Source organism: Teichococcus aestuarii (assembly GCF_042651065.1).
GTDB classification, from domain to species: Bacteria; Pseudomonadota; Alphaproteobacteria; order Acetobacterales; family Acetobacteraceae; genus Pseudoroseomonas; species Pseudoroseomonas aestuarii.
This window is the reverse complement of the sequence record NZ_JBHSCH010000022.1, coordinates 39258-56644: the sequence shown is the minus strand read 5'-3', so window position 1 is coordinate 56644 and position 17387 is coordinate 39258. Positions and strand designations below refer to the sequence as shown.

General features: G+C 74.6%; 18 protein-coding genes. 10 read left to right on the top strand and 8 right to left on the bottom strand.

From position 1 onward, the window contains the following. Positions 1-66: 66 nt before the first annotated feature. The 4 genes from ACFOY6_RS11015 to ACFOY6_RS11000 are packed head-to-tail and all read left to right on the top strand — an operon-like array spanning position 67 to position 2975. Entirely contained in the window at positions 67-741 is a 675-nt protein-coding gene (locus tag ACFOY6_RS11015) for a cell division ATP-binding protein FtsE (protein ID WP_379650695.1), read from the top strand. Beyond that, positions 734-1624: a cell division protein FtsX gene (locus ACFOY6_RS11010; protein WP_379650693.1), complete on the top strand. Its 891-nt coding sequence runs from the start codon at positions 734-736 to the stop codon at positions 1622-1624. Before ACFOY6_RS11015 ends, ACFOY6_RS11010 begins: the two co-directional genes overlap by 8 nt. Further along, complete coding sequence (locus tag ACFOY6_RS11005) at positions 1621-2220, top strand: YdcF family protein (protein WP_379650691.1); 600 nt, start codon at positions 1621-1623, stop codon at positions 2218-2220. The genes ACFOY6_RS11010 and ACFOY6_RS11005 overlap by 4 nt, the downstream gene beginning before the upstream one ends. Further along, on the top strand, positions 2217-2975 hold the full coding sequence (locus ACFOY6_RS11000; RefSeq protein ID WP_379632858.1) for a lysophospholipid acyltransferase family protein: 759 nt from the start codon (positions 2217-2219) through the stop codon (positions 2973-2975). The genes ACFOY6_RS11005 and ACFOY6_RS11000 overlap by 4 nt, the downstream gene beginning before the upstream one ends. Positions 2976-3242: 267 nt before the next feature. Here ACFOY6_RS11000 and ACFOY6_RS10995 read toward each other — a convergent pair whose 3' ends face one another. Continuing rightward, entirely contained in the window at positions 3243-3815 is a 573-nt protein-coding gene (locus ACFOY6_RS10995; protein ID WP_379650689.1) for a gamma-glutamylcyclotransferase, read from the bottom strand. Between the two features lie 155 nt (positions 3816-3970). Here ACFOY6_RS10995 and ACFOY6_RS10990 point away from each other — a divergent pair, with 155 nt between their 5' ends. Further along, entirely contained in the window at positions 3971-5002 is a 1032-nt protein-coding gene (locus tag ACFOY6_RS10990; RefSeq protein WP_379650687.1) for a DUF2125 domain-containing protein, read from the top strand. Between the two features lie 16 nt (positions 5003-5018). Here ACFOY6_RS10990 and ACFOY6_RS10985 read toward each other — a convergent pair whose 3' ends face one another. Then, positions 5019-7586, bottom strand: a complete 2568-nt coding sequence (locus ACFOY6_RS10985; RefSeq protein WP_379650685.1) for a TIGR02302 family protein — start codon at positions 7584-7586, stop codon at positions 5019-5021. Beyond that, positions 7571-8914, bottom strand: coding sequence for a diaminopimelate decarboxylase (gene lysA / locus ACFOY6_RS10980; RefSeq protein ID WP_379650683.1), 1344 nt, complete (start codon positions 8912-8914; stop codon positions 7571-7573). The genes ACFOY6_RS10985 and lysA overlap by 16 nt, the downstream gene beginning before the upstream one ends. A 57-nt stretch (positions 8915-8971) precedes the next feature. On the opposite strand from lysA, the gene ACFOY6_RS10975 reads away from it, so the two are divergent. After that, positions 8972-9484, top strand: a complete 513-nt coding sequence (locus ACFOY6_RS10975) for a 2'-5' RNA ligase family protein (RefSeq protein WP_379632852.1) — start codon at positions 8972-8974, stop codon at positions 9482-9484. A 53-nt stretch (positions 9485-9537) separates the two neighbouring features. Then, the gene (locus ACFOY6_RS10970) at positions 9538-10431 is read left to right on the top strand and encodes a formate/nitrite transporter family protein (protein ID WP_379632850.1); all 894 of its coding nucleotides are present in this window, start codon (positions 9538-9540) and stop codon (positions 10429-10431) included. A 19-nt stretch (positions 10432-10450) separates the two neighbouring features. On the opposite strand, the gene ACFOY6_RS10965 is transcribed toward ACFOY6_RS10970, so the two are convergent. Then, positions 10451-10603 carry a hypothetical protein gene (locus ACFOY6_RS10965; RefSeq protein ID WP_181378098.1) on the bottom strand — a complete coding sequence of 51 codons (153 nt, stop codon included), beginning with the start codon at positions 10601-10603 and terminating at the stop codon, positions 10451-10453. Continuing rightward, a complete protein-coding gene (gene argH / locus ACFOY6_RS10960; RefSeq protein ID WP_379650680.1) occupies positions 10600-12000 on the bottom strand; it encodes an argininosuccinate lyase in 1401 nt (466 codons plus the stop codon). The genes ACFOY6_RS10965 and argH overlap by 4 nt, the downstream gene beginning before the upstream one ends. Before the next feature lie 15 nt (positions 12001-12015). Here argH and ACFOY6_RS10955 point away from each other — a divergent pair, with 15 nt between their 5' ends. From ACFOY6_RS10955 to ACFOY6_RS10945, 3 genes are all read left to right on the top strand, one after another. Then, positions 12016-12597, top strand: a complete 582-nt coding sequence (locus ACFOY6_RS10955; protein ID WP_109516890.1) for a TlpA disulfide reductase family protein — start codon at positions 12016-12018, stop codon at positions 12595-12597. Positions 12598-12628: 31 nt separating this feature from the next. Further along, complete coding sequence (locus ACFOY6_RS10950; RefSeq protein ID WP_109516889.1) at positions 12629-12916, top strand: hypothetical protein; 288 nt, start codon at positions 12629-12631, stop codon at positions 12914-12916. Between the two features lie 69 nt (positions 12917-12985). After that, complete coding sequence (locus ACFOY6_RS10945) at positions 12986-14392, top strand: amidase family protein (RefSeq protein ID WP_379650678.1); 1407 nt, start codon at positions 12986-12988, stop codon at positions 14390-14392. A 59-nt stretch (positions 14393-14451) separates the two neighbouring features. On the opposite strand, the gene ACFOY6_RS10940 is transcribed toward ACFOY6_RS10945, so the two are convergent. From ACFOY6_RS10940 to phaR, 3 genes are all read right to left on the bottom strand, one after another. Continuing rightward, positions 14452-15951, bottom strand: a complete 1500-nt coding sequence (locus ACFOY6_RS10940; RefSeq protein ID WP_379650676.1) for a multicopper oxidase family protein — start codon at positions 15949-15951, stop codon at positions 14452-14454. A 99-nt stretch (positions 15952-16050) separates the two neighbouring features. Continuing rightward, positions 16051-16485 (bottom strand): helix-turn-helix domain-containing protein, encoded by a 435-nt coding sequence (locus ACFOY6_RS10935; protein ID WP_109516886.1) that lies wholly within the window; start codon positions 16483-16485, stop codon positions 16051-16053. A gap of 120 nt (positions 16486-16605) precedes the next feature. Next, positions 16606-17220 (bottom strand): polyhydroxyalkanoate synthesis repressor PhaR, encoded by a 615-nt coding sequence (gene phaR / locus ACFOY6_RS10930; RefSeq protein WP_109516885.1) that lies wholly within the window; start codon positions 17218-17220, stop codon positions 16606-16608. Positions 17221-17387 lie beyond the last annotated feature (167 nt).

Sequence of the window (17387 nt, the reverse complement as noted above, 5' to 3'; positions counted from 1 at the left end):
GCGCTGCAACCCTTCGTAAAGCGAGGCGGGTGGCGGCGCGCGGCTTGGCGTGGCATTCCCTGCCGCATGGTGCGCTTCACCGCGGTCGGCCTGCGTTACCCCTCCCCCGACGGGCAGGAGGGGCCGGAAGCCCTGGCCGACCTGACCTTCACGCTGCCCGAGGGCAGCTTCACCTGGCTGCTGGGGGCCTCCGGCGCCGGCAAATCCTCGCTGCTGCGGCTGATGCACCTCGCATTGCTGCCGACGCGGGGGGAGCTGGAGGTGCTGGGCGTGCGCGTGAACGCGGCGCGGCGCAGCGCGCTGCCCAGCCTGCGCCGGCGCATCGGCGTGGTGTTCCAGGATTTCCGGCTGCTGCCCTACCTCTCCGCCTTCGACAACGTGGCGCTGCCGCTGCGCCTCGCCGGCCGCTCCGAGGCCAGCCTGCGGCCGGACGTGACGGAGATGCTGCGCTGGGTGGGGCTGCAGGGGAAGGAGCTGTCCCTGCCGCAGCAGCTCTCGGGCGGCGAGCAGCAGCGCGTTGCCATCGCCCGCGCGGTGGTGACGCGCCCCGCCCTGCTGGTGGCCGACGAGCCGACCGGCAACCTCGACTCGCACCAGGCGCGCCGCCTGCTGGCGCTGCTGACGCAGATGAACCGGCTGGGCACCACCGTGGTGGTGGCCACCCACAGTGAGGACCTGGTGGCGCAATTCCCCGCCCAGGCCCTGCTGCTGGAGGATGGGAAGGTCATCCATCATGGCTGATGCCCGCAACCGGAGTGGCATGACCGAGCGCCGCACCCGCTACGCGCGCGACCCGCTGGGGCTGAAGCGGGCGCTGTCCGACCGGCTGCTGCCCGGCCTCGTCGCCGCCATGGCGCTGCTGGCGGCGCTGGCGCTGGCCGGCAGCCGCGGCGCCGCGGCGCTGAAGGAGCGCTGGCAGCAGGGCGCCGCCGCCGCCGTGACGGTGCAGCTGCCGCCCGAGCAGGCCGGCCGGATGGACGACGCCCTGGCCCTGCTGCGCGCCATGCCCGGCGTGGCCAGCGCCGAGGCGGTCGATTCGGCCCGGATGCGGGAACTGCTGCGCCCCTGGCTGGGCGAGGTGCCGGCCCTGCCGCTGCCCTCCGTGCTGGAGCTGCGGCTGGAGAACCTCAACATCGACCCGGCGCCGATCGGCCGCCAGCTGGCCGAGGCGGTGCCGGGGGCGGAGCTGGAGGCGCATGGCATCTGGGTGGCGCGGCTCGCCGCGCTGGCGCGCAGCGTGCAGGGCGTGGCGCTGGCGGTGCTGGCGCTGGTGGTGGGCGTCGCGGTGGCGGTGGTGGCGGTGGCCACCCGCGCCGGCCTCGCCTCGCGCCGGCAGGCCATCGAGATCCTGCACGACCTCGGCGCCACGCAGGGGGATATCGCCGGCCGCTTCGCCCGCCGCATCGGGCTGCTGGCGGCCGGCGCAGGGCTGGCCTGCGCGGCGCTGGCGGTGCCGACGCTGGGCGCCATGGCCAGCCTGGCGGCGCCCCTCTCGGGCGGCGTGGTGCAGCCCTGGTCGGCGCTGCCCTGGCTGGACCTGCTGATGCTGCCGCCCGTGGCGGGCGCGATCGGCTGGGCCACGGCGCAGTTCAGCGTCCGCCGCTGGCTGAAGCGCCTGCCGTGACACCCCTGCCCGATGGCAGCCGGCGGCGGCACGGCCCCAGCCGGCTCTGGCTGCTGCCGACCCTGCCGGCGCTGCTGCTGCTGGGCGGGCTGGCGCTGTTCGCCGGGCAGAGCCGCGCCCGGCCGGAGGCACCGCTCGCCACCACGGACGGCATCGCCGTGCTCACCGGCGGGCCGCAGCGCGTCGATGCCGGGCTGCACCTGCTGGCCGAGGGGCGTGCGCGCTGGCTGATCATCTCCGGCGCGGGGCGGGACGCCACGCTGGAGGAGCTGGCGCAGCGCGCCGGGCTGGATCCCACGCCGCTCGCCGGCCGCGTGACGATGGGCCGCGCCGCCACCAGCACGCGCGGCAACGGGCTGGAGGTTGCGGAATGGGCGCGGGCACGGCAGATCGGCTCGCTGCGCGTCGTCACCGCCGCCTTCCATATGCCCCGCGCCCTGCTGGAGCTGCGCCGCACCCTGCCCGAGGTCACGCTGGTGGCCCACCCGGTGCAGGCCGCCGGCCCCCGGCCCGGGCTGCTGCTGCGGGAATACGGCAAGCTGATCGGGGCGATGCTCGGCCTGTCCGTCCTGAAACCGGAGAAACCGCCCTCGTGACCGCCCTGCGCTCGGCCCTGTTCAACGCGCTGTTCTTCAGCGTCACCGCCATGACATGCGTGTTGGGGCTGGCCCTGGTGCCCTTCCCGCGCCGCTATGTGCGCCGCTACGTGCAGGGCTGGGCGCGGCTGATCCTGTGGCTGCTGCGCGTGGTCTGCGGCATCGGGCTGCGGGTGACGGGCTGGGAGCACATGCCCAAGGGGCCGGTGGTGGTGGCGGCCAAGCACCAGTCCGCCTACGACACGGTCGTCTGGCTCGCCCTGCTGCCGGACCCGGTCTATGTGCTGAAGCAGGAGCTGCTGCGCATCCCGGCCTGGGGCCGGCTGGCGCGGCACTACGGGGCGGTGGCGGTGGACCGCAAGGGCGGCGCCACGGCGCTGAAGCGCATGGTGCGCGAGGCCGGCGCGGTGCTGGCCGAGGGGCACCAGATCGTCATCTTCCCCGAGGGCACGCGCACCATGCCGGGGCAGCGCATCCCCTACCAGCCGGGGGTGGTGGCGCTGGCCGCCGCCAGCGGCGCGCCCGTGGTGCCGGTGGCCACCGACAGCGGGCTGCGCTGGGGGCGCGGCGCGCTCTCCCGCAAGCTGCCGGGGCCGATCACCGTGGCCATCATGCCGGCGCTGCCGCCGGGCCTGCCGCGCGTGCAGCTGGTGGCGGCGCTGGAAGAGGCGATCGAACGTGAGACCGACCGCCTGGTGGTGGCCGCCGGTGGCCCTGCCCTGTCCCCACCCCTTGTGGATAAATCTGTGGGATAAGGGCCACGGAAGATTTCGAAACTGTTTCAGGGACTGCCCGCAAGCCGCTGCTGAGGCTGGCTTTTCTCTTTTCGAAAGCGCGTCTTGACTGTTGCGCGGCGGCCCCAACCAGCATCAAGCCATTGATTTTACGAAGAATCCCTCTGCGGCACTGCGGACGTGGCGCGGGCGGGCCTTGATGTGCCAGCCGCTTCCCACCGGCCACTGTGGATAAGTCTGCGGATAAGCGGTGCGGCCCATTGTAGCGGCTGGCGCGAATCGGCGCCGCTACTCCGCCGCGCCGGCCGGCAGCAGTGCGGCGATCCGGTCCAGCCCCGCATCCCGCACCCCCAGCGCGCGCAGATGCGCCACCGTGTTCAGCAGGTAGTCCCGGTTCGGACCCATGCAGCCCTGGCCCAGCGCGATGGCGGCGGCGGCGCGCTCGGGCGTCAGATCCCGGCAATAGGCCTCAGCCCGGCGGTCGACCACGAAGGCCACGGCGCGCCGCACCGCCCCCGGCTGGTCCAGCAGCCGCACCGGCACCAGCCGCCGCTCATAGACGCCGCCCGACATCTCCCGCTCGTCGAGATAGTCCAGCACCGCCGGCGCGGCCTCGGCCTGCACGCGGAAGGCCACGCCGCGGCAGGCCCCGCCCCGGTCCAGCCCCAGCACCAGGCCGGGGCATTCCGGCGTGCCTCGGTAGCGGCGGGACCAGATGCAGAAGCGGCGGTGGAAGCCCCGCAGCAGCGCCGGATGCATGGCGCTGTGCGCGAAGCCCGGCTTCCAGATCAGCGAGCCGTAGCCGAAGACGTAGAGCGAGCCGTCCGGATCGAGCAGCGGGGCAATGGCGGTGTGGGTCATGCGGCGGGCCGGGTCGGCGTCCAGGGCTGCGCGGCCGCGCGCCCTCCGCCCGGCGGGCGTGGCCGGGGGGCAGGGAAGCGGCCGGCCGGGTTGGGGTCGGGAAGGCCACGCCGCGTTTCCGCAGGGCGGCCGATCCCCCTATACCCTGGCCGGTGATGACCCGGAAGCCGCAAGACCCCTCGCCCCGCCGCCGGCACCGTGCCGGCTGGTGGCTGCTCGGCCTGGCCCTGCCCCTGGCCCTGCTCGGTGCCGGCCACGCCGTGCTGTGGCGCCTGGCGGCGCAACGGCTGGAGGCCGGCTTTCATGCCTGGGCCGAGGCCCGCCGCGCCCAGGGCTGGCAGGTGGCGCATGGCCCGCCAAGCCCGGGCGGCTGGCCGCTGGCCGCCACCCTCGCCCTGCCGGCGCCGCGCGTCGCGGTGCCCGGCGCCGCCGGATGGCAGGCGGAGGCGCTGATGCTGCGCGTGCGCCTGCTGCGGCCCGGCAGGCTGGAGGCGGAGCCGGAGGGCCGGCAGTCGTTGCGCCTCGGCGGTGCCATCCTGCCCTTCGCCGCCGGCCGGATTCTGGCCACCCTGCCGCTGGAAGCGGGCCGGGCGCCGGACCGCGCCACAGTCACGGCCACGCAGCTCCGCATCGGCACCGGCGCGGAAGCCACGGCGGTGGAGGCCGCCAGCGCCCACCTTGCCACCGCGCCGGATGCCAGGAAGGGCGAGGCAGCCCTGAACCTCTCCCTCTCCCTGGACGGGGTGATGCTGCCCCTGGCCACGCCGCTCGGCCGGCAGGTGCAGGCGGCCACGCTGGAGGCGGTCATGACTGGCCCCCTGCCTGCCCGGGCCACGCATTGGCGCGATTCCGGCGGCGCGCTGGAGGTGCGGGCGCTGACCCTGCGCGCCGGCGAGGTGGCCGCCAGCGCCGCCGCCACCCTGGTCCTGGATGCCGCCCTGCAGCCGATGGGCGCCGGGACGCTGCGCATCGCCGGCGCGCCGCGCCTGCTGGAGGCGCTGGGCGCGGCCGGGCTGGTGCCGCCGCGCACCGCCACGCTGGCGCGCGGCCTGCTGCCCCTGCTCTCTCGCCCCGACCCGGAGACCGGCCAGCCGACGCTGGAGGTGCCGATGACGCTGGAGAACCGCACCCTCTCCGCCGCCCGCATCCCGCTGGCGCGGCTGCCCGCCCTCGCCCTGCCGGAGTGACGGGGGCGGCGCCGCCTCAGAACGATTTCAGCAGCCGGTCGATGTAGTCCAGCTCGCTGGCCGGCCGTTCCCGCTCCGCCCCGCGGCGGCGCAGCTCCTCCAGGATGCGGCGGCTGCGCAGCATCTCGGCCTCCTGCGGCACCTGGGTGTCGCTGCCCTGGTCGTTGGCGCCGGGCGCGTCGCGGGTGGGGCGGCCCAGCGGGTCGCGCCCCTGGTTCTGGCCGGTCATGCGGTCCTGGCCCTGGCCGCTGCCCTGCTCCTGGCCGGGCATGGCCTGGCCTTCGCCCTGGCCCTCACCCTCGCCCTGCCCCTGGCCGAACTGGCGCTGCATGGACTGCGCCATCTGCCGGCCGCCTTCCTGCAGCTCGCGGATGGCCTGCTGCTGGTGGGGCGCAGCGTCCCCGCCCTGGCCCAGCGCCTCCTGCGCCTGGCGCATGGCTTGGTCGGCACGGCCCAGCGCCTCGGGGATCTCGCCGGTGAGGTCGCCGAACTGCTGCATCAGCTCGCCCAGCGCGCGGCGTAGCGCCCGCTGCTGGCTGGCATCGCGCCGCGCCTGCTGGCCGGCCTCGCCCTGGGCCTGGGCCTGCTGGCGGGATTGCGGGGCCTGCCGCTGGCCGCCGGCATTCGGGGGCTGGGCCTCGCCGCGCTGGTGGCTGCGGTCCAGCATCTCCCCCTGACGCTGCACCATGTCCTGCACCGCGCCCATCTGCTGCTGCCCGCGCTGTTGCTGCTGCTGCTGGCGGCGGGCATTGCCGCCCTCCGGCCGGGCGGCGACGCGGCCCTCCTGCAAGGCATCCAGCATCCGCTCCAGCTCAGCCAGCTCCTGCTCCAGCCGGTCGGTGCGGCCCTCGCGGGCGGCGTCCTGCATCTCCTGGGTGCGGCGGTCCAGCTCGCGCTGGTCCATCAGGCGCTGGCTGGGGTCGAAGGGCATGGCCTCGGCATTCTCCTGCCGCAGCCGCTCGGCCAGCGCCTCCAGGTGGCGCTGCACCGCCTCGCGCAACTCCTGCACGCGGCGCTCCAGCTCGGCGCGGGCGGCGGCGTCGGGCGGGGTGCGCTCGGCCTCGGCCAGCGCCTCGCGCAGCGCCTCCCGCGCGGCGGCCAGGGCGCGCGCCGTGCGGTCGGTGCGGCCTTCCTCCAGCGCCACGGCGGTCTGCCACATCAGCGCCTGGGCCTCCTCCACCCCTTCCGGCCGGCGGTCCCGCTGCAGCCGGTGGCGCGCCACGCGCAGCGCCAGGAAGGTGGCGATGTCGTGTTCGAAGGCCTCGGGCGCGGCGGCGAGGCGGTCCAGCCCCAGCCGCGCCGCCTCCCGCCCGCCGGGATCGGCCGAGAGCGCCTTGCGCAGCTCCACCAGGGCGCGGGCGACGGGGTGGTTGAAGCTGCGCTCCGGCAGGGTCAGGCCGGCCTCCTCCGAGGCGCCTTCCTGCCCGGCGCCGTCGCGCGCCACGATGCGGGCGCGCACCGGCAGCCCGGCCCAGGGATGCGCCGAGAGGTCGGGCTGCGCCACGCCGCGGGGCTGGCGCGGATTGCCGCCGGAGAGCGGCAGCAGCAGCACCAGCGGCGGCGCCTCGGGGCGGGCCGCCAGGCGCAGCTCGGCGCGGGCGGCGCCGACGCCCCAGTCATCCTCGGCGCGCCAGGGCAGGCGGAGGGCGAGGCCGCGCGCGGCCGGCCCCGGCGCCTCGGCGAAGGCGGCGGTGGGCGGCGCGTCGGCCTGCACGCTGACGGTCCAGGCGGCCAGCTCCCGCCCCTCCCGCCACAGGGCGAGGCGGGCGCCCTGCTCCAGCGGCATCTCCAGCGCGTGGCTGCCGGCATCCAGCGTGCGGAAGGGAATGGCGCGCGCGTCCACGCGCAGCTCGGGGGCGCCGCCCTGCCCGCCCGAGAGGGCGAGCTGCAGCGTGCTGCCCTGCGGCACCGTCAGGCTGCCGCCCTCCAGCCCGAGGAAGACAGGGGCGGCGCCGGTGTAGCCGGGCGGCGTGATCCAGGCTTCCAGCCGCAGCGCCGCCACGCCGGCGGGGGCGGCCATCAGGCTGGGCCAGAGGGCGCGGCGCAGCCGCTCGCCGCTCACGCCGCCGGCCAGGGCCAGCGCCTCCCAGAGGCCCACCAGCCGCCCGCCGCGCAGCGCCCGCCGGTCCCGCGCCGCCAGGTTCGGGCGGGGGGCGCCGATGCGCAGCCGGCTCAGCCCGGCCAGCGCGCGGGCCTGGCGGGCGCGCCACAGCGCCAGCGTCGCCGGGTCCTCCGTCGTGGCGTGGTCGCGCAGGGTGGAGAGGGGGCGGTGCCGCAGCCCGGAGGCGGCCTCGATGCGGCGCTCGGCCGCGGCGTCGCCCGGCCAGGCGAGGCCGCGCAGCCCGCGCCAGAGGGCCAGCCCAAGGGCCAGGGCAAAGCCCAGGAGAAGGAGCAGGTGGAGCCAGGGCGGCACGGCCATGAACAGGCCGGCGAGCGCCGCCACCAGGAACAGGCCGATGACGCCGAAGGCCGGCCAGAGCCGGGGCCACAGCGCCTCCCACCCCAGCGCCAGGCGCGCGAGCCGCCGCCCGCGCGCGAGGCGACGGGCCAGCGGATCGCGCCGCGCCGTCACGGGGTCAGCCACTCCGGCAGGCGCTGGTGCGCCAGCAGGTCCTCGGGGGTCTGCCGCGGACGCACGACGGCGAAGCGGGTGTCATCCACCATCACCTCGGCCGCCAGCGGGCGGGCGTTGTAGGTGCTGCTCATCACCGCACCATACGCACCCGCATCCAAAAATGCGATGAATTCCCCCGGAGGCAGGTCGGGCATGGCGCGGTCGCGGGCAAAGGTGTCGCCGCTCTCGCAGACCGGCCCGACGATGTCGGCCGGCGCCAGCGGCGCGGCGTAACGCGCGGGGCTGAGCGGCAGGATGCCGTGCCAGGCCTCGTAGAGGCTGGGGCGCAGCAGGTCGTTCATCGCGGCGTCGGCCACCAGGAAGCGGCGGCCGCGCCCCTGCTTCTGCAGCACGATGGAGGCCAGCAGCACGCCGGCGGGGCCGGCGATCCAGCGGCCCGGCTCCAGCATCACCGGCAGGCCAAGGCCGCCGAGCGTCGCCTTGATGGTGCCGGCCAGCGCCTCGGGGGCGGGCGCCACCTCGTCGCGGTAGGGGATGCCGAGGCCGCCGCCGCAATCGACGCGCTCGATCGGCAGGCCGGCGGCGCGCAGGCCCCGCACCATCTCGGCCAGCCGCGCATAGGCGGCGTGGTAGGCGCCCATGCCGGCGGTGATCTGGCTGCCGATATGGGTGGCGATGCCGATCGGGCGGATGCCGGGCAGCGCCGCCATGTGCGCGTAAAGGGCGTGCGCGTCCTCGTAGGCGATGCCGAACTTGTTGTCCGCGCGGCCGGTGGTGATCTTGGCGTGGGTGCCGGCATCGACATCGGGGTTGACGCGCAGCGCCACGGGGGCGCGCAGGCCCATGCCCTCGGCGATGGCGGCGATCATCGCCACCTCCTCGGCGCTCTCGGCGTTGAGCTGGAAGATGCCCTCGGCCAGCGCCAGGCGGATCTCGGCCGCGCTCTTGCCGACGCCGGAGAACACCGTGGCGCCGGCCGGGATGCCGGCGGCCAGGGTGGCGCGCAGCTCGCCCGCGCTCACCACGTCGGCCCCCGCCCCCTCGGCGCGCAGCACGCGCAGCACCGCCTGGCTGTCATTGGCCTTGGCGGCGTAGTGGATGCTGGCGTCGAGCCCCGCGCCGTCCAGCGCCGCGCGCAGGGCGCGGTAGCGGCGGCGCAGCGTGCCGGCGGAATAGACCCAGCTGGGCGTGCCGACCTCCCGCGCGATGCGGGCGAGCGGCACCTGCTCCAGCAGCAGCCCGTCATGGGCGTGCAGGGAGAGCGCCGGGCGGGCGGCGAGAAGGTCGGCGAAGGACGGGTCGGCGGTATCCCGCGCGACGGGAAGCGGAGCGGCCATGCGGCATTCTACTGCGCGCCCCCTGGCCACGCCACGCCCCAGCCCTACTTCCGTTGCATGACCGACCCCGCGCCGCTGATCCTCAGCCTTGCCCTCGACCCGGCCAGCCAGATCCGGCTCGACCAGTTGCGCCAGGCCTACTTCCCGCCCGAGCGGAACCACCTGCCGGCGCATCTGACGCTGTTCCACGCCCTGCCGGGCACGGCGCTGGCGGAGATCGGCGCCGCTTTGTCCGCGCTGGCCGCCGCCACGGCGCCGCTGCCGCTGCGCTTCAGCGGCTGGCGCGGGCTGGGGCGCGGTGTGGCCTGCGCGGTGGAATCGCCTGCCCTGCTCGCTCTGCGCTCCGGCCTCGCCCAGGACTGGCAGGGCTGGCTGACGCCGCAGGACCGGCAGGGCTTCCGGCCGCATGTGACGGTGCAGAACAAGGTGGAGCCGGAGGCCGCCCGCGCCCTGCTCGATGACCTGCAGGCGCGGGTGCCACCCTGGGCGGGGCTGGGGCGTGGCCTGCTGCTGTGGCATTATCGCGGCGGTCCGTGGGAGGCGGCGGGAGAATTCCCCTTCGCCGCCTGAAACCGGGCGGCAGGCTGGGTCATTGCCGGCGCATCCAGCCTGGGTCCCAATACATGCCGCGCAACCTGCCTCCGCAGCCCAACCCGCCCTATCCGCCCTATCACGACCCGGAGGCGGAGGTGGAGCAGGCCGCCGGCCCGCTGACGGCCGATGAGCGGGAGGAGGTGGAGGACCACGCCAAGCTCCGCCCGCTGGCCATCTATGAGATCGTGCGCCAGGAGGGCGCGGAGGAGCTGGGCCGGCCCTGGCGCAGCCTGTGGTGGTCGGGCCTCGCGGCGGGGCTTTCCATCGGCCTCTCGGTGACCACCATGGGGGTGCTGCACGCCCTGCTGCCGGATGCGCCCTGGCGCCCGCTGGTGCAGAGCTGGGGCTACACGGTGGGCTTCCTCGTCGTCATCCTGGCCCGCCAGCAGCTCTTCACCGAGGTGACGCTGACCGCCTTCCTGCCGGTGCTGGCGCACCCGACGGGGCGGATGGTGGCGTCGCTGGCCCGCAACTGGTCGGTGGTGTTCCTGGCCAACATGGTGGGCACGGCGGCCTTCGCCTTCGTGCTCTCCTATGACGGGGTGCTGCCGCCCTTCGTGCGCTCGGGGGCGCTCGCGGTCTCGCTGCACATGGCGGAGCTGTCGGCGCCGCAGGCCTTCCTGCGCGCCATCTTCTCCGGCTGGATGATGGCGATGCTGGTCTGGCTGCTGCCGCTGGCCGAGACGGCGCGCTTCTGGGTGATCACGCTGGTCACCTACCTGATCGCGCTGTTCGAGCTATCGCACGTGGTGGCGGGCTCGGTGGAGGTGTTCCTGCTGGTCTTCGAGGGGCGGCTCGGGCTGGGGCAGGGCCTGATCGGGCACCTGCTGCCCTTCCTGGCCGGCAACATCATCGGCGGCTCGGCGCTGTTCGCCCTGCTCTCCTACGGGCAGGTGCATGACGAGCTGGAGGAGAAGGCCTGAGCCCTCCCCTCCGCCCGCCTCAGCGGCTCGGGTAGCTGCGCGGGTAGGTGATCTCCTCCGGCGGGCCCGGGGCGCGGATCGGCCCCGGCCGGCCGCAGGCGGCCAGCAGCAGCGGCGCCAGCAGCGCCACCGCCAGCAGCCCGGCCAGGCCGCGCATCCCGCGCGCCCTCACGCCAGCCGCTCCCGCCACTCGGCGGCCATGCGGCGGACGTTCACCGGCGCCGTGCCGCCATAGGAGGTGCGGGACGCCACCGAGGCCTCGACGCTCAGCACATGGAAGATGCCGCTGTGGATGCGCGGCTCCTCCGCCTGCAGCTCCTCCAGCGACAGGCCGGAGAGGTCCACCCCCCGCGCCTCGGCCTTGGCGACGAGGCGGCCGGTGACGTGGTGCGCGTCGCGGAAGGGCAGGCGCAGCTCGCGCACCAGCCAGTCGGCCAGGTCCGTCGCGGTGGAGAAGCCGGCGCCGGCGGCCTCGCGCAGGCGGGTCACGTCGGGCTTCATGTCGCGCACCATGCCGGCGGTCGCGGCCAGCGCCAGCGCCATGGTCTCGGCGGCGTCGAAGATGCCTTCCTTGTCCTCCTGCATGTCCTTCCCGTAGGTCAGGGGCAGGCCCTTCATCACCGTCATCAGCCCGATCAGCGCACCGGAGACGCGGCCCACCTTGGCGCGCACCAGCTCGGCCGCGTCCGGGTTGCGCTTCTGCGGCATGATCGAGGAGCCGGTGGTGTAGGCGTCCGACAGCTTGACGAAGCCGAAATACGGGTTCGTCCAGAGCACGATCTCCTCGGCGAAGCGGGAGAGATGCGTGGCGCAGATCGAGAGCGCCGAGAGGAACTCCAGCGCGAAGTCGCGGCTGGCCACCGAATCGAGGCTGTTGCGCGTCGGCCCGTCGAAGCCGAGCGCGGTGGCCGTCATGTGCCGGTCGATGTTGAAGCCGGTGCCGCACAGCGCGGCGGCGCCGAGCGGGCTCTCGTTCATCCGCGCCCGGCAGTCGCCGAGGCGGGAGCGGTCGCGCCCCAGCATCTCCACATAGGCCAGCAGGTGGTGGCCGAGGGTGGTGGGCTGCGCCGGCTGCAGGTGGGTGAAGCCCGGCATCACCGTGGCGGCGTGCTCGTCGGCGCGGTCGGTCAGCGCGCGCATCAGGTCGGCGAGCTGGCCATCCAGCCCGTCGATCGCGTCGCGCACCCAGAGGCGGACATCGAGCGCCACCTGGTCGTTGCGGCTGCGCGCGGTGTGCAGCCGCTTGCCGGCCTCGCCCACGCGCTCGGTCAGCCGCGCCTCGATGTTCATGTGGATGTCCTCCAGCGCCTCGCTGAAGGGGAACTCGCCGGCCTCGATCTCCTGGCCGATGGCCGAGAGGCCCTCGCGGATGGCGGCCTCGTCATCGGCGGAGATGATCCCCACATGCCGCAGCATGGCGGCATGGGCCAGGCTGCCGCGGATGTCCTGCCGCCACATCTTGCGGTCGAACCCGATGGAGGCATTGATGGCCTCCATGATCGCCGAGGGTCCGGCGCTGTAGCGCCCGCCCCACTGCTGGTTGCCCTGGCTGCGACTGTGACTGGACAAGGAAGGATCTGCCTCGTGCTGCTGGAACGCCGCTCCCTGCTCTCGCTCTTCGCGGCGGGGGCGACCCTAACCACGCTGCTTCCGGCACGGCAAGGGATTGCGGCGGAGGAGCCGGAGGGCTTCGGCAAGCTGAGCCGCACCGCACCCCGCGCCGTGCCCGCCTTCGACTTCACCGATGCCGCGGGGCAGACGCGCAACCTGGCCGATTTCAAGGGACGCCCGCTGCTGATCAATTTCTGGGCCACCTGGTGCCCGCCCTGCGTGGCCGAGATGCCGGCGCTGGACCGCACCCAGGCGGCGCTGGCGGCGGAAGGCTGGGCGGTGCTGGCGCTCTCCTCCGACCGGGGCGGCGCGGCGCAGGTGCGCCCCTTCTACGAGCGCACCGGCGTGAAGCACCTGGAGATCTGGCTGGACCCGCGCGGCGCCGCCGCCCGCGCCACCGGCTCGCGCGGCCTGCCCACCAGCCTCGTCGTCAACCGCCAGGGCCAGGAGGTGGCGCGGCTGGAAGGCGCCGCCGCCTGGGACCACCCGCAATTCCTGGCGGCGCTGCGCGCGCTGGCCGGCCCCGGCGCCGATTCCACCACAGGCGCCACCTGACGCCCCCCTTCCCCGCCAGGAGAATATCCGGATGCCCAAGCCCAGGATCATCGTTACCGGTGACAGCGAGCAGGCGGTCGCCTTCGGGCTGTTGCAGATGCTGATGCAGGAGGGCGACGCCCCGCGCGGCCGCGCCGCGATCCTGGCGGCCTTCCGGGAATGCCTGGAGGCGGTGCGCGGCGCCGGCGCGCCACCCGCGCGCCCCCTGCCGCCCGAGGAGCCGCCGGCCGAGGAGGAGGACGAGCCCGCCGGCGAGGAGGACGCCGCCCCCCACCCCCCCGCCCCGCCCCGCCGCCGCAAGCCGCGCCGGCCGGGCTGAGCCGCCCCCTCTCGACGGCGGCGCCCGCCGGGGCGACACTTCCCCGCCTTGAGGACGGGGATGGCAAGCATGAGTGAGCTTTGGCGCCTGGATGCGAGCGAGATCGCCGCCCGCGTGGCGGCCCGCCAGGTGTCGGCGCGCGAGGTGGCGCAGGATGCGCTGGCGCGGCTGGCGGCGGCGAATCCGCGGATCAACGCCGTGGTGCAGGAGATGCCCGAGCAGGCCCTGGCCGCGGCCGACGCGGTGGACGCGGCGCTGGCGCGCGGCGAGACGGCGGGGCCGCTGGCCGGGGTGCCCGTCACCATCAAGGTGAATGTGGACCAGGCCGGCTTCGCCACCACCAACGGCCTGCGCATCCAGCAGGAGCTCGTCGCCGCCGAGGACAACCCGGTGGTGGCCAACCTGCGGCGCGCCGGGGCGGTCATCATCGGCCGCACCAACACGCCAGCCTTCAGCCTGCGCTGGTTCACCCGCAACAGCCTGCACGGCCACACGAGGAACCCGCGCAACCCGGCGCTGACGCCGGGCGGCTCCTCGGGGGGCGCGGGGGCGGCGGTGGCCGCCGGCATCGGCGCCATCGCCCATGGCACGGACATCGCCGGCTCCATCCGCTACCCGGCCTATGCCTGCGGCGTGCACGGGCTGCGGCCGACGCTGGGGCGCGTCCCGGCCTGGAACCCCTCCGGCCCCGAGCGCGCCATCGGCGCCCAGCTGATGGCCGTCTCCGGCCCGCTGGCGCGCAGCATCGCCGACCTCCGCCTCTCCTTCCAGGCGATGGCGGCCGAGGATCTGCGCGACCCCTGGTGGGTGCCCGCGCCCTTCGAGGGGCCGGCCATGCCGAAGCGCGCCGCCCTCTGCGTCCGCCCCGAGGGGCTGGACACCGCGCCGGAGGTGGAGGCCGCGCTGCGCGACGCGGCGCTGCGCCTGCAATCGCAGGGGTGGAGCATCGTCGAGACCGCCTGCCCGCCGCTGCGCGAGCCGATGCGCCTGCAGCTGATGCTGTGGCTGGCCGAGTTCCGCCGCGGCGGCAACGCCGCCGTGGCGCGCGAGGGCGACCCGGATGCCAGCTTCGTGCTGCAGCAGATGGAGCGCCTCACCCAGATGCCGGACCTGCACCAGTTCCAGGACGTGCTGCAGGCGCGCGCCGGCTTCGTGCGGCAGTGGCAGGCCTTCCTGAAGAACTACCCGGTGCTGCTGGTGCCGGTCTGCGCCGAGCTGCCCTTCCCCGACCTGCTGGACGTCCAGTCGCCGGAGGCCTTCGAGCGGGTGGCGGAGGCGCAGCTCGTGCAGATCGGCCTGCCGCTGATGGGGCTGCCGGCCCTCACCGTCACCACAGGGAACACGCAGGGCAGCGCGGGGGCGAGCCCGGTGGGGGTGCAGCTCATCGCCGGGCGGTACCGGGAGGACCTGCTGCTGGCGGCGGGGACCGCGATCGAGGCCGCCGGGCCGCGCATCGAGGCCTGCGACCCCGCCTGACGGCGCGGGGGGGGGGAAGGAACTCCCCCCCCCCGCGCCCCCTCTTCGTTTCCACCGGTTCAGGTGACGCGCAGCCAGCCCATCATGCCGGTCTCCAGGTGCTCCAGCACATGGCAGTGGAACATCCACCGGCCGGGCGCCGCCACGAAGGCGATCTCGGCCCGCTCGCGCGGCAGCAGCAGCACCGTGTCGGCCAGGAAGCGCGGCAGCGCCTGGCGGGAAAGCGAGAGCACCTCGAAGGTGTGGCCGTGCAGGTGGATGGGATGCGGGTGCGGCGTCGTGTTGTGCAGCTCGAAGACGTAGGAGCGGCCCGCCTTCAGCTCCGCCAGGGGCGGCGGCAGCTGCCGGTTCCCGCCGCCTGGCCAGGTGGATTTGTTGATCGCCCAGAAGGTGTTGCGGCCGACGCAGAGCGAATCCAGCAGGAGCCGCGCGAAGGGATCGTCCGGCGGCAGCCCGGCCACGCTGCCCGGAGTGGCGCCCAAAGGCGCGGCGCTGAAGGCGAAGGGCAGCCGCTCGGCCTTGGCGAGGTCGGCGCGCGGCACGCGGGCGGCCCGCAGCGGGCGCGGCGCGAAGGGCCGCTCGGCCAGGGCCGAGGGGGCGGCGGTGAAGCGGGCCAGCGGCCAGGGCTCGCGCGGGAAGTCGTCGAACAGGGTGAAGCCCGCGCCGGCGGCGGGGGCGCGCACGCGGAGATCCACCCGCATCGCCGGGCCGAAGCGCCACTGCTCCAGCGCGAAGGGCTCGACCGCGTTGCCGTCGATGGCGATGACCTGCGCCGCCGCCCCCTCCACCCGTGCCAGCAGGGTGCGGGTGGCGTCGAGGTTCAGCAGGCGCAGGCGGATATCGCCATGCGCCGGCACCGTGGCGGCGAAGGCGCGCTGCCCGTTCACCGCCCGCACCGTGCCGAAGGTGCCGGCGCGCCCGGCGCCCTGCGGCGTCTCGAAGGGCAGCCAGGTGCCATCCTCCGCCAGGCGCCAGTCCTTGCAGGCCAGCACGATGTCGGCGTCCGGCGGCTCCGGCTCGTCGCCTTCCACCACCAGCGTGGCGGCGAGGCCGCGCCCCACCTGCCCCGGCTCGTTGCAGTGCGGGTGCAGGAAGAAGGTGCCCGTGTCGGGCGGGGTGAATTCGTAGGTGAAGGACTGGCCGGGCCCGACCGGCGGCTGGGTCAGGTACTGTACCCCGTCCATCGCGTTCGGCACGCGCACGCCGTGCCAGTGGATGCTGGTGTGCTCCGGCAGGGCGTTCTCCAGCCGGGCGCGGATGGCGTCGCCCTGGCGGATGCGCAGCACCGGCAGCAGGGCGTCGCTGTAGCTCCAGACCCGCGAGAGGGGACCGTCCGGCCCCAGCAGCCGGGCCGGGCGCTCCTGCGCGCGGAAGGTCCAGTCGTGCCGCCGGGCGCCCGGTGCCTCAGGCGGAGGCGGATCCCCCCCGGCACGCGCAGGGCGGGGCGGGGCGGCCAGCCAGCCACCGGCCAGCGCGCCCGCCGTGGCGGCCAGCAGCCTGCGCCGCCCGCCGCGGAAAGCGGCGGACGGGAGCGAGGCAGGCGGTGATGGTGCGGACAAGGCGGCACTCCGGCGCTATCGGGCGCGGCCGGAGCATAATGGCAGGCAGTGGAGGCGTCGCCCGCTTTTTGCGAATGGCTCGCAAAAGCAAGCGGCGTCTCAGTCCAGCGGACGGCCCTGAGACTGGGCCGCGAGGGCACGGGCCATCTGGCTCAGCGCCTCCTGGTGCCGCTCATTGTCGATGAGCGCGAAGTTGCGGGCCAGTTCCAGGCACATGCGCTGCCGCACGCCCAGCGGCGGCGCCGCCCCTTCCTCGTTCAATCCCTCGAAGAACCAGGACACCGGGACAGCCAGGACGAGAGCGATCTCGAACAGGCGCCCGGCGGAAATACGGTTCAGGCCACGTTCGTATTTGTGGGCCTGCTGGTAGGTGACGCCGATCATGCTGGCCAGTTGCTGCTGCGACAGACCGAGCATCAGGCGGCGTTCACGGATACGCGCTCCGACATGGCGGTCAGCCTGCCGGGCGCGTTGTGTGGAGGTATCCTCCGGCTCGTCGCGCGTGGCGACGGCACCGGCCTCAAGATCGGCCATGCTCTACCCTGTTAGGCTGAAAAATGATCCCATCCCTTATTAAGTAGTAAATGGCCGCCGCGTGTTCCCTTTCGGGTTACGAAGACTGACAACAGCGTGAGAAGCGCAACCTCAGCGTTATCATCCGGCCTTGCTACCGCCCCTTTGCAGCTGTGCCAATTGCTGCCGCAACTGCCGCAACTCGGCCTTGAGGGCGGCCACATCCTCGGTTTCCTCGGCAGGGGGGCGGGATGACGGCGCCGAGTCCTCCTTGCGCGGGAAGGGGCTGAACAGCGTCATGGCGCGCTCCATCATCGCCATGTTCTGCTTGCTCACCTCCTCCAGCCCGGCCAGGGGGTTGAAGCCGCCCATCGCCTGCTCGACCGAGACCCGCATCTGCTCCTGCTGCCGGGCGAAGCTGCCCATGGCGTATTCCAGGTAGCGCGGCACCAGCGACTGCAGGCTGTCGCCGTAGAAGCCGATGAGCTGCCGCAGGAAGGAGGTGGGGAGCAGGCTGCGCCCCTTGGCCTCCTCCTCGACGATGATCTGCGTCAGCACGCCGCGGGTGATGTCGTCGCCCGTCTTGGCATCGTAGACGACGAAGTCGCGCCCCTCCCGCACCATGCCGGCGAGGTCCTCGAGCGTGACGTAGGAGGAAGCCTCCGTGTTGTAGAGCCGGCGATTGGCGTATTTCTTGATGACTACCGTGGGTTTGGCCTCCGCCTCGGTGCCGCGCTGCCTTGCCTGTTCGGCCATTGTCGCCTCCCATCCCGCCATGTGGTGGCGGCGACGCTAGCATGGCGCATGATGCAGTGCGAACAGGAGGATGGTGCCCCGCCCCTTCCGTGGCGCGCCCGTGGCGCTATGTTCCGCCGGCGCGGCCTGGCACGGGGCCGGATCACGCCCGGGGGCACGTCCCGGGC

Excerpts from the sequence above, each read along its gene's own strand:
- ACFOY6_RS10995 (WP_379650689.1), bottom strand. The coding sequence starts at position 3,815 with ATGACCCACACCGCCATTGCCCCGCTGCTCGATCCGGACGGCTCGCTC.
- ACFOY6_RS11015 (WP_379650695.1), top strand. The coding sequence starts at position 67 with ATGGTGCGCTTCACCGCGGTCGGCCTGCGTTACCCCTCCCCCGACGGG.
- phaR (WP_109516885.1), bottom strand. The coding sequence starts at position 17,220 with ATGGCCGAACAGGCAAGGCAGCGCGGCACCGAGGCGGAGGCCAAACCC.
- ACFOY6_RS10945 (WP_379650678.1), top strand. The coding sequence starts at position 12,986 with ATGAGTGAGCTTTGGCGCCTGGATGCGAGCGAGATCGCCGCCCGCGTG.
- ACFOY6_RS10950 (WP_109516889.1), top strand. The coding sequence starts at position 12,629 with ATGCCCAAGCCCAGGATCATCGTTACCGGTGACAGCGAGCAGGCGGTC.
- ACFOY6_RS10935 (WP_109516886.1), bottom strand. The coding sequence starts at position 16,485 with ATGGCCGATCTTGAGGCCGGTGCCGTCGCCACGCGCGACGAGCCGGAG.
- ACFOY6_RS11010 (WP_379650693.1), top strand. The coding sequence starts at position 734 with ATGGCTGATGCCCGCAACCGGAGTGGCATGACCGAGCGCCGCACCCGC.
- lysA (WP_379650683.1), bottom strand. The coding sequence starts at position 8,914 with ATGGCCGCTCCGCTTCCCGTCGCGCGGGATACCGCCGACCCGTCCTTC.
- ACFOY6_RS10990 (WP_379650687.1), top strand. The coding sequence starts at position 3,971 with ATGACCCGGAAGCCGCAAGACCCCTCGCCCCGCCGCCGGCACCGTGCC.
- ACFOY6_RS10975 (WP_379632852.1), top strand. The coding sequence starts at position 8,972 with ATGACCGACCCCGCGCCGCTGATCCTCAGCCTTGCCCTCGACCCGGCC.
- ACFOY6_RS10970 (WP_379632850.1), top strand. The coding sequence starts at position 9,538 with ATGCCGCGCAACCTGCCTCCGCAGCCCAACCCGCCCTATCCGCCCTAT.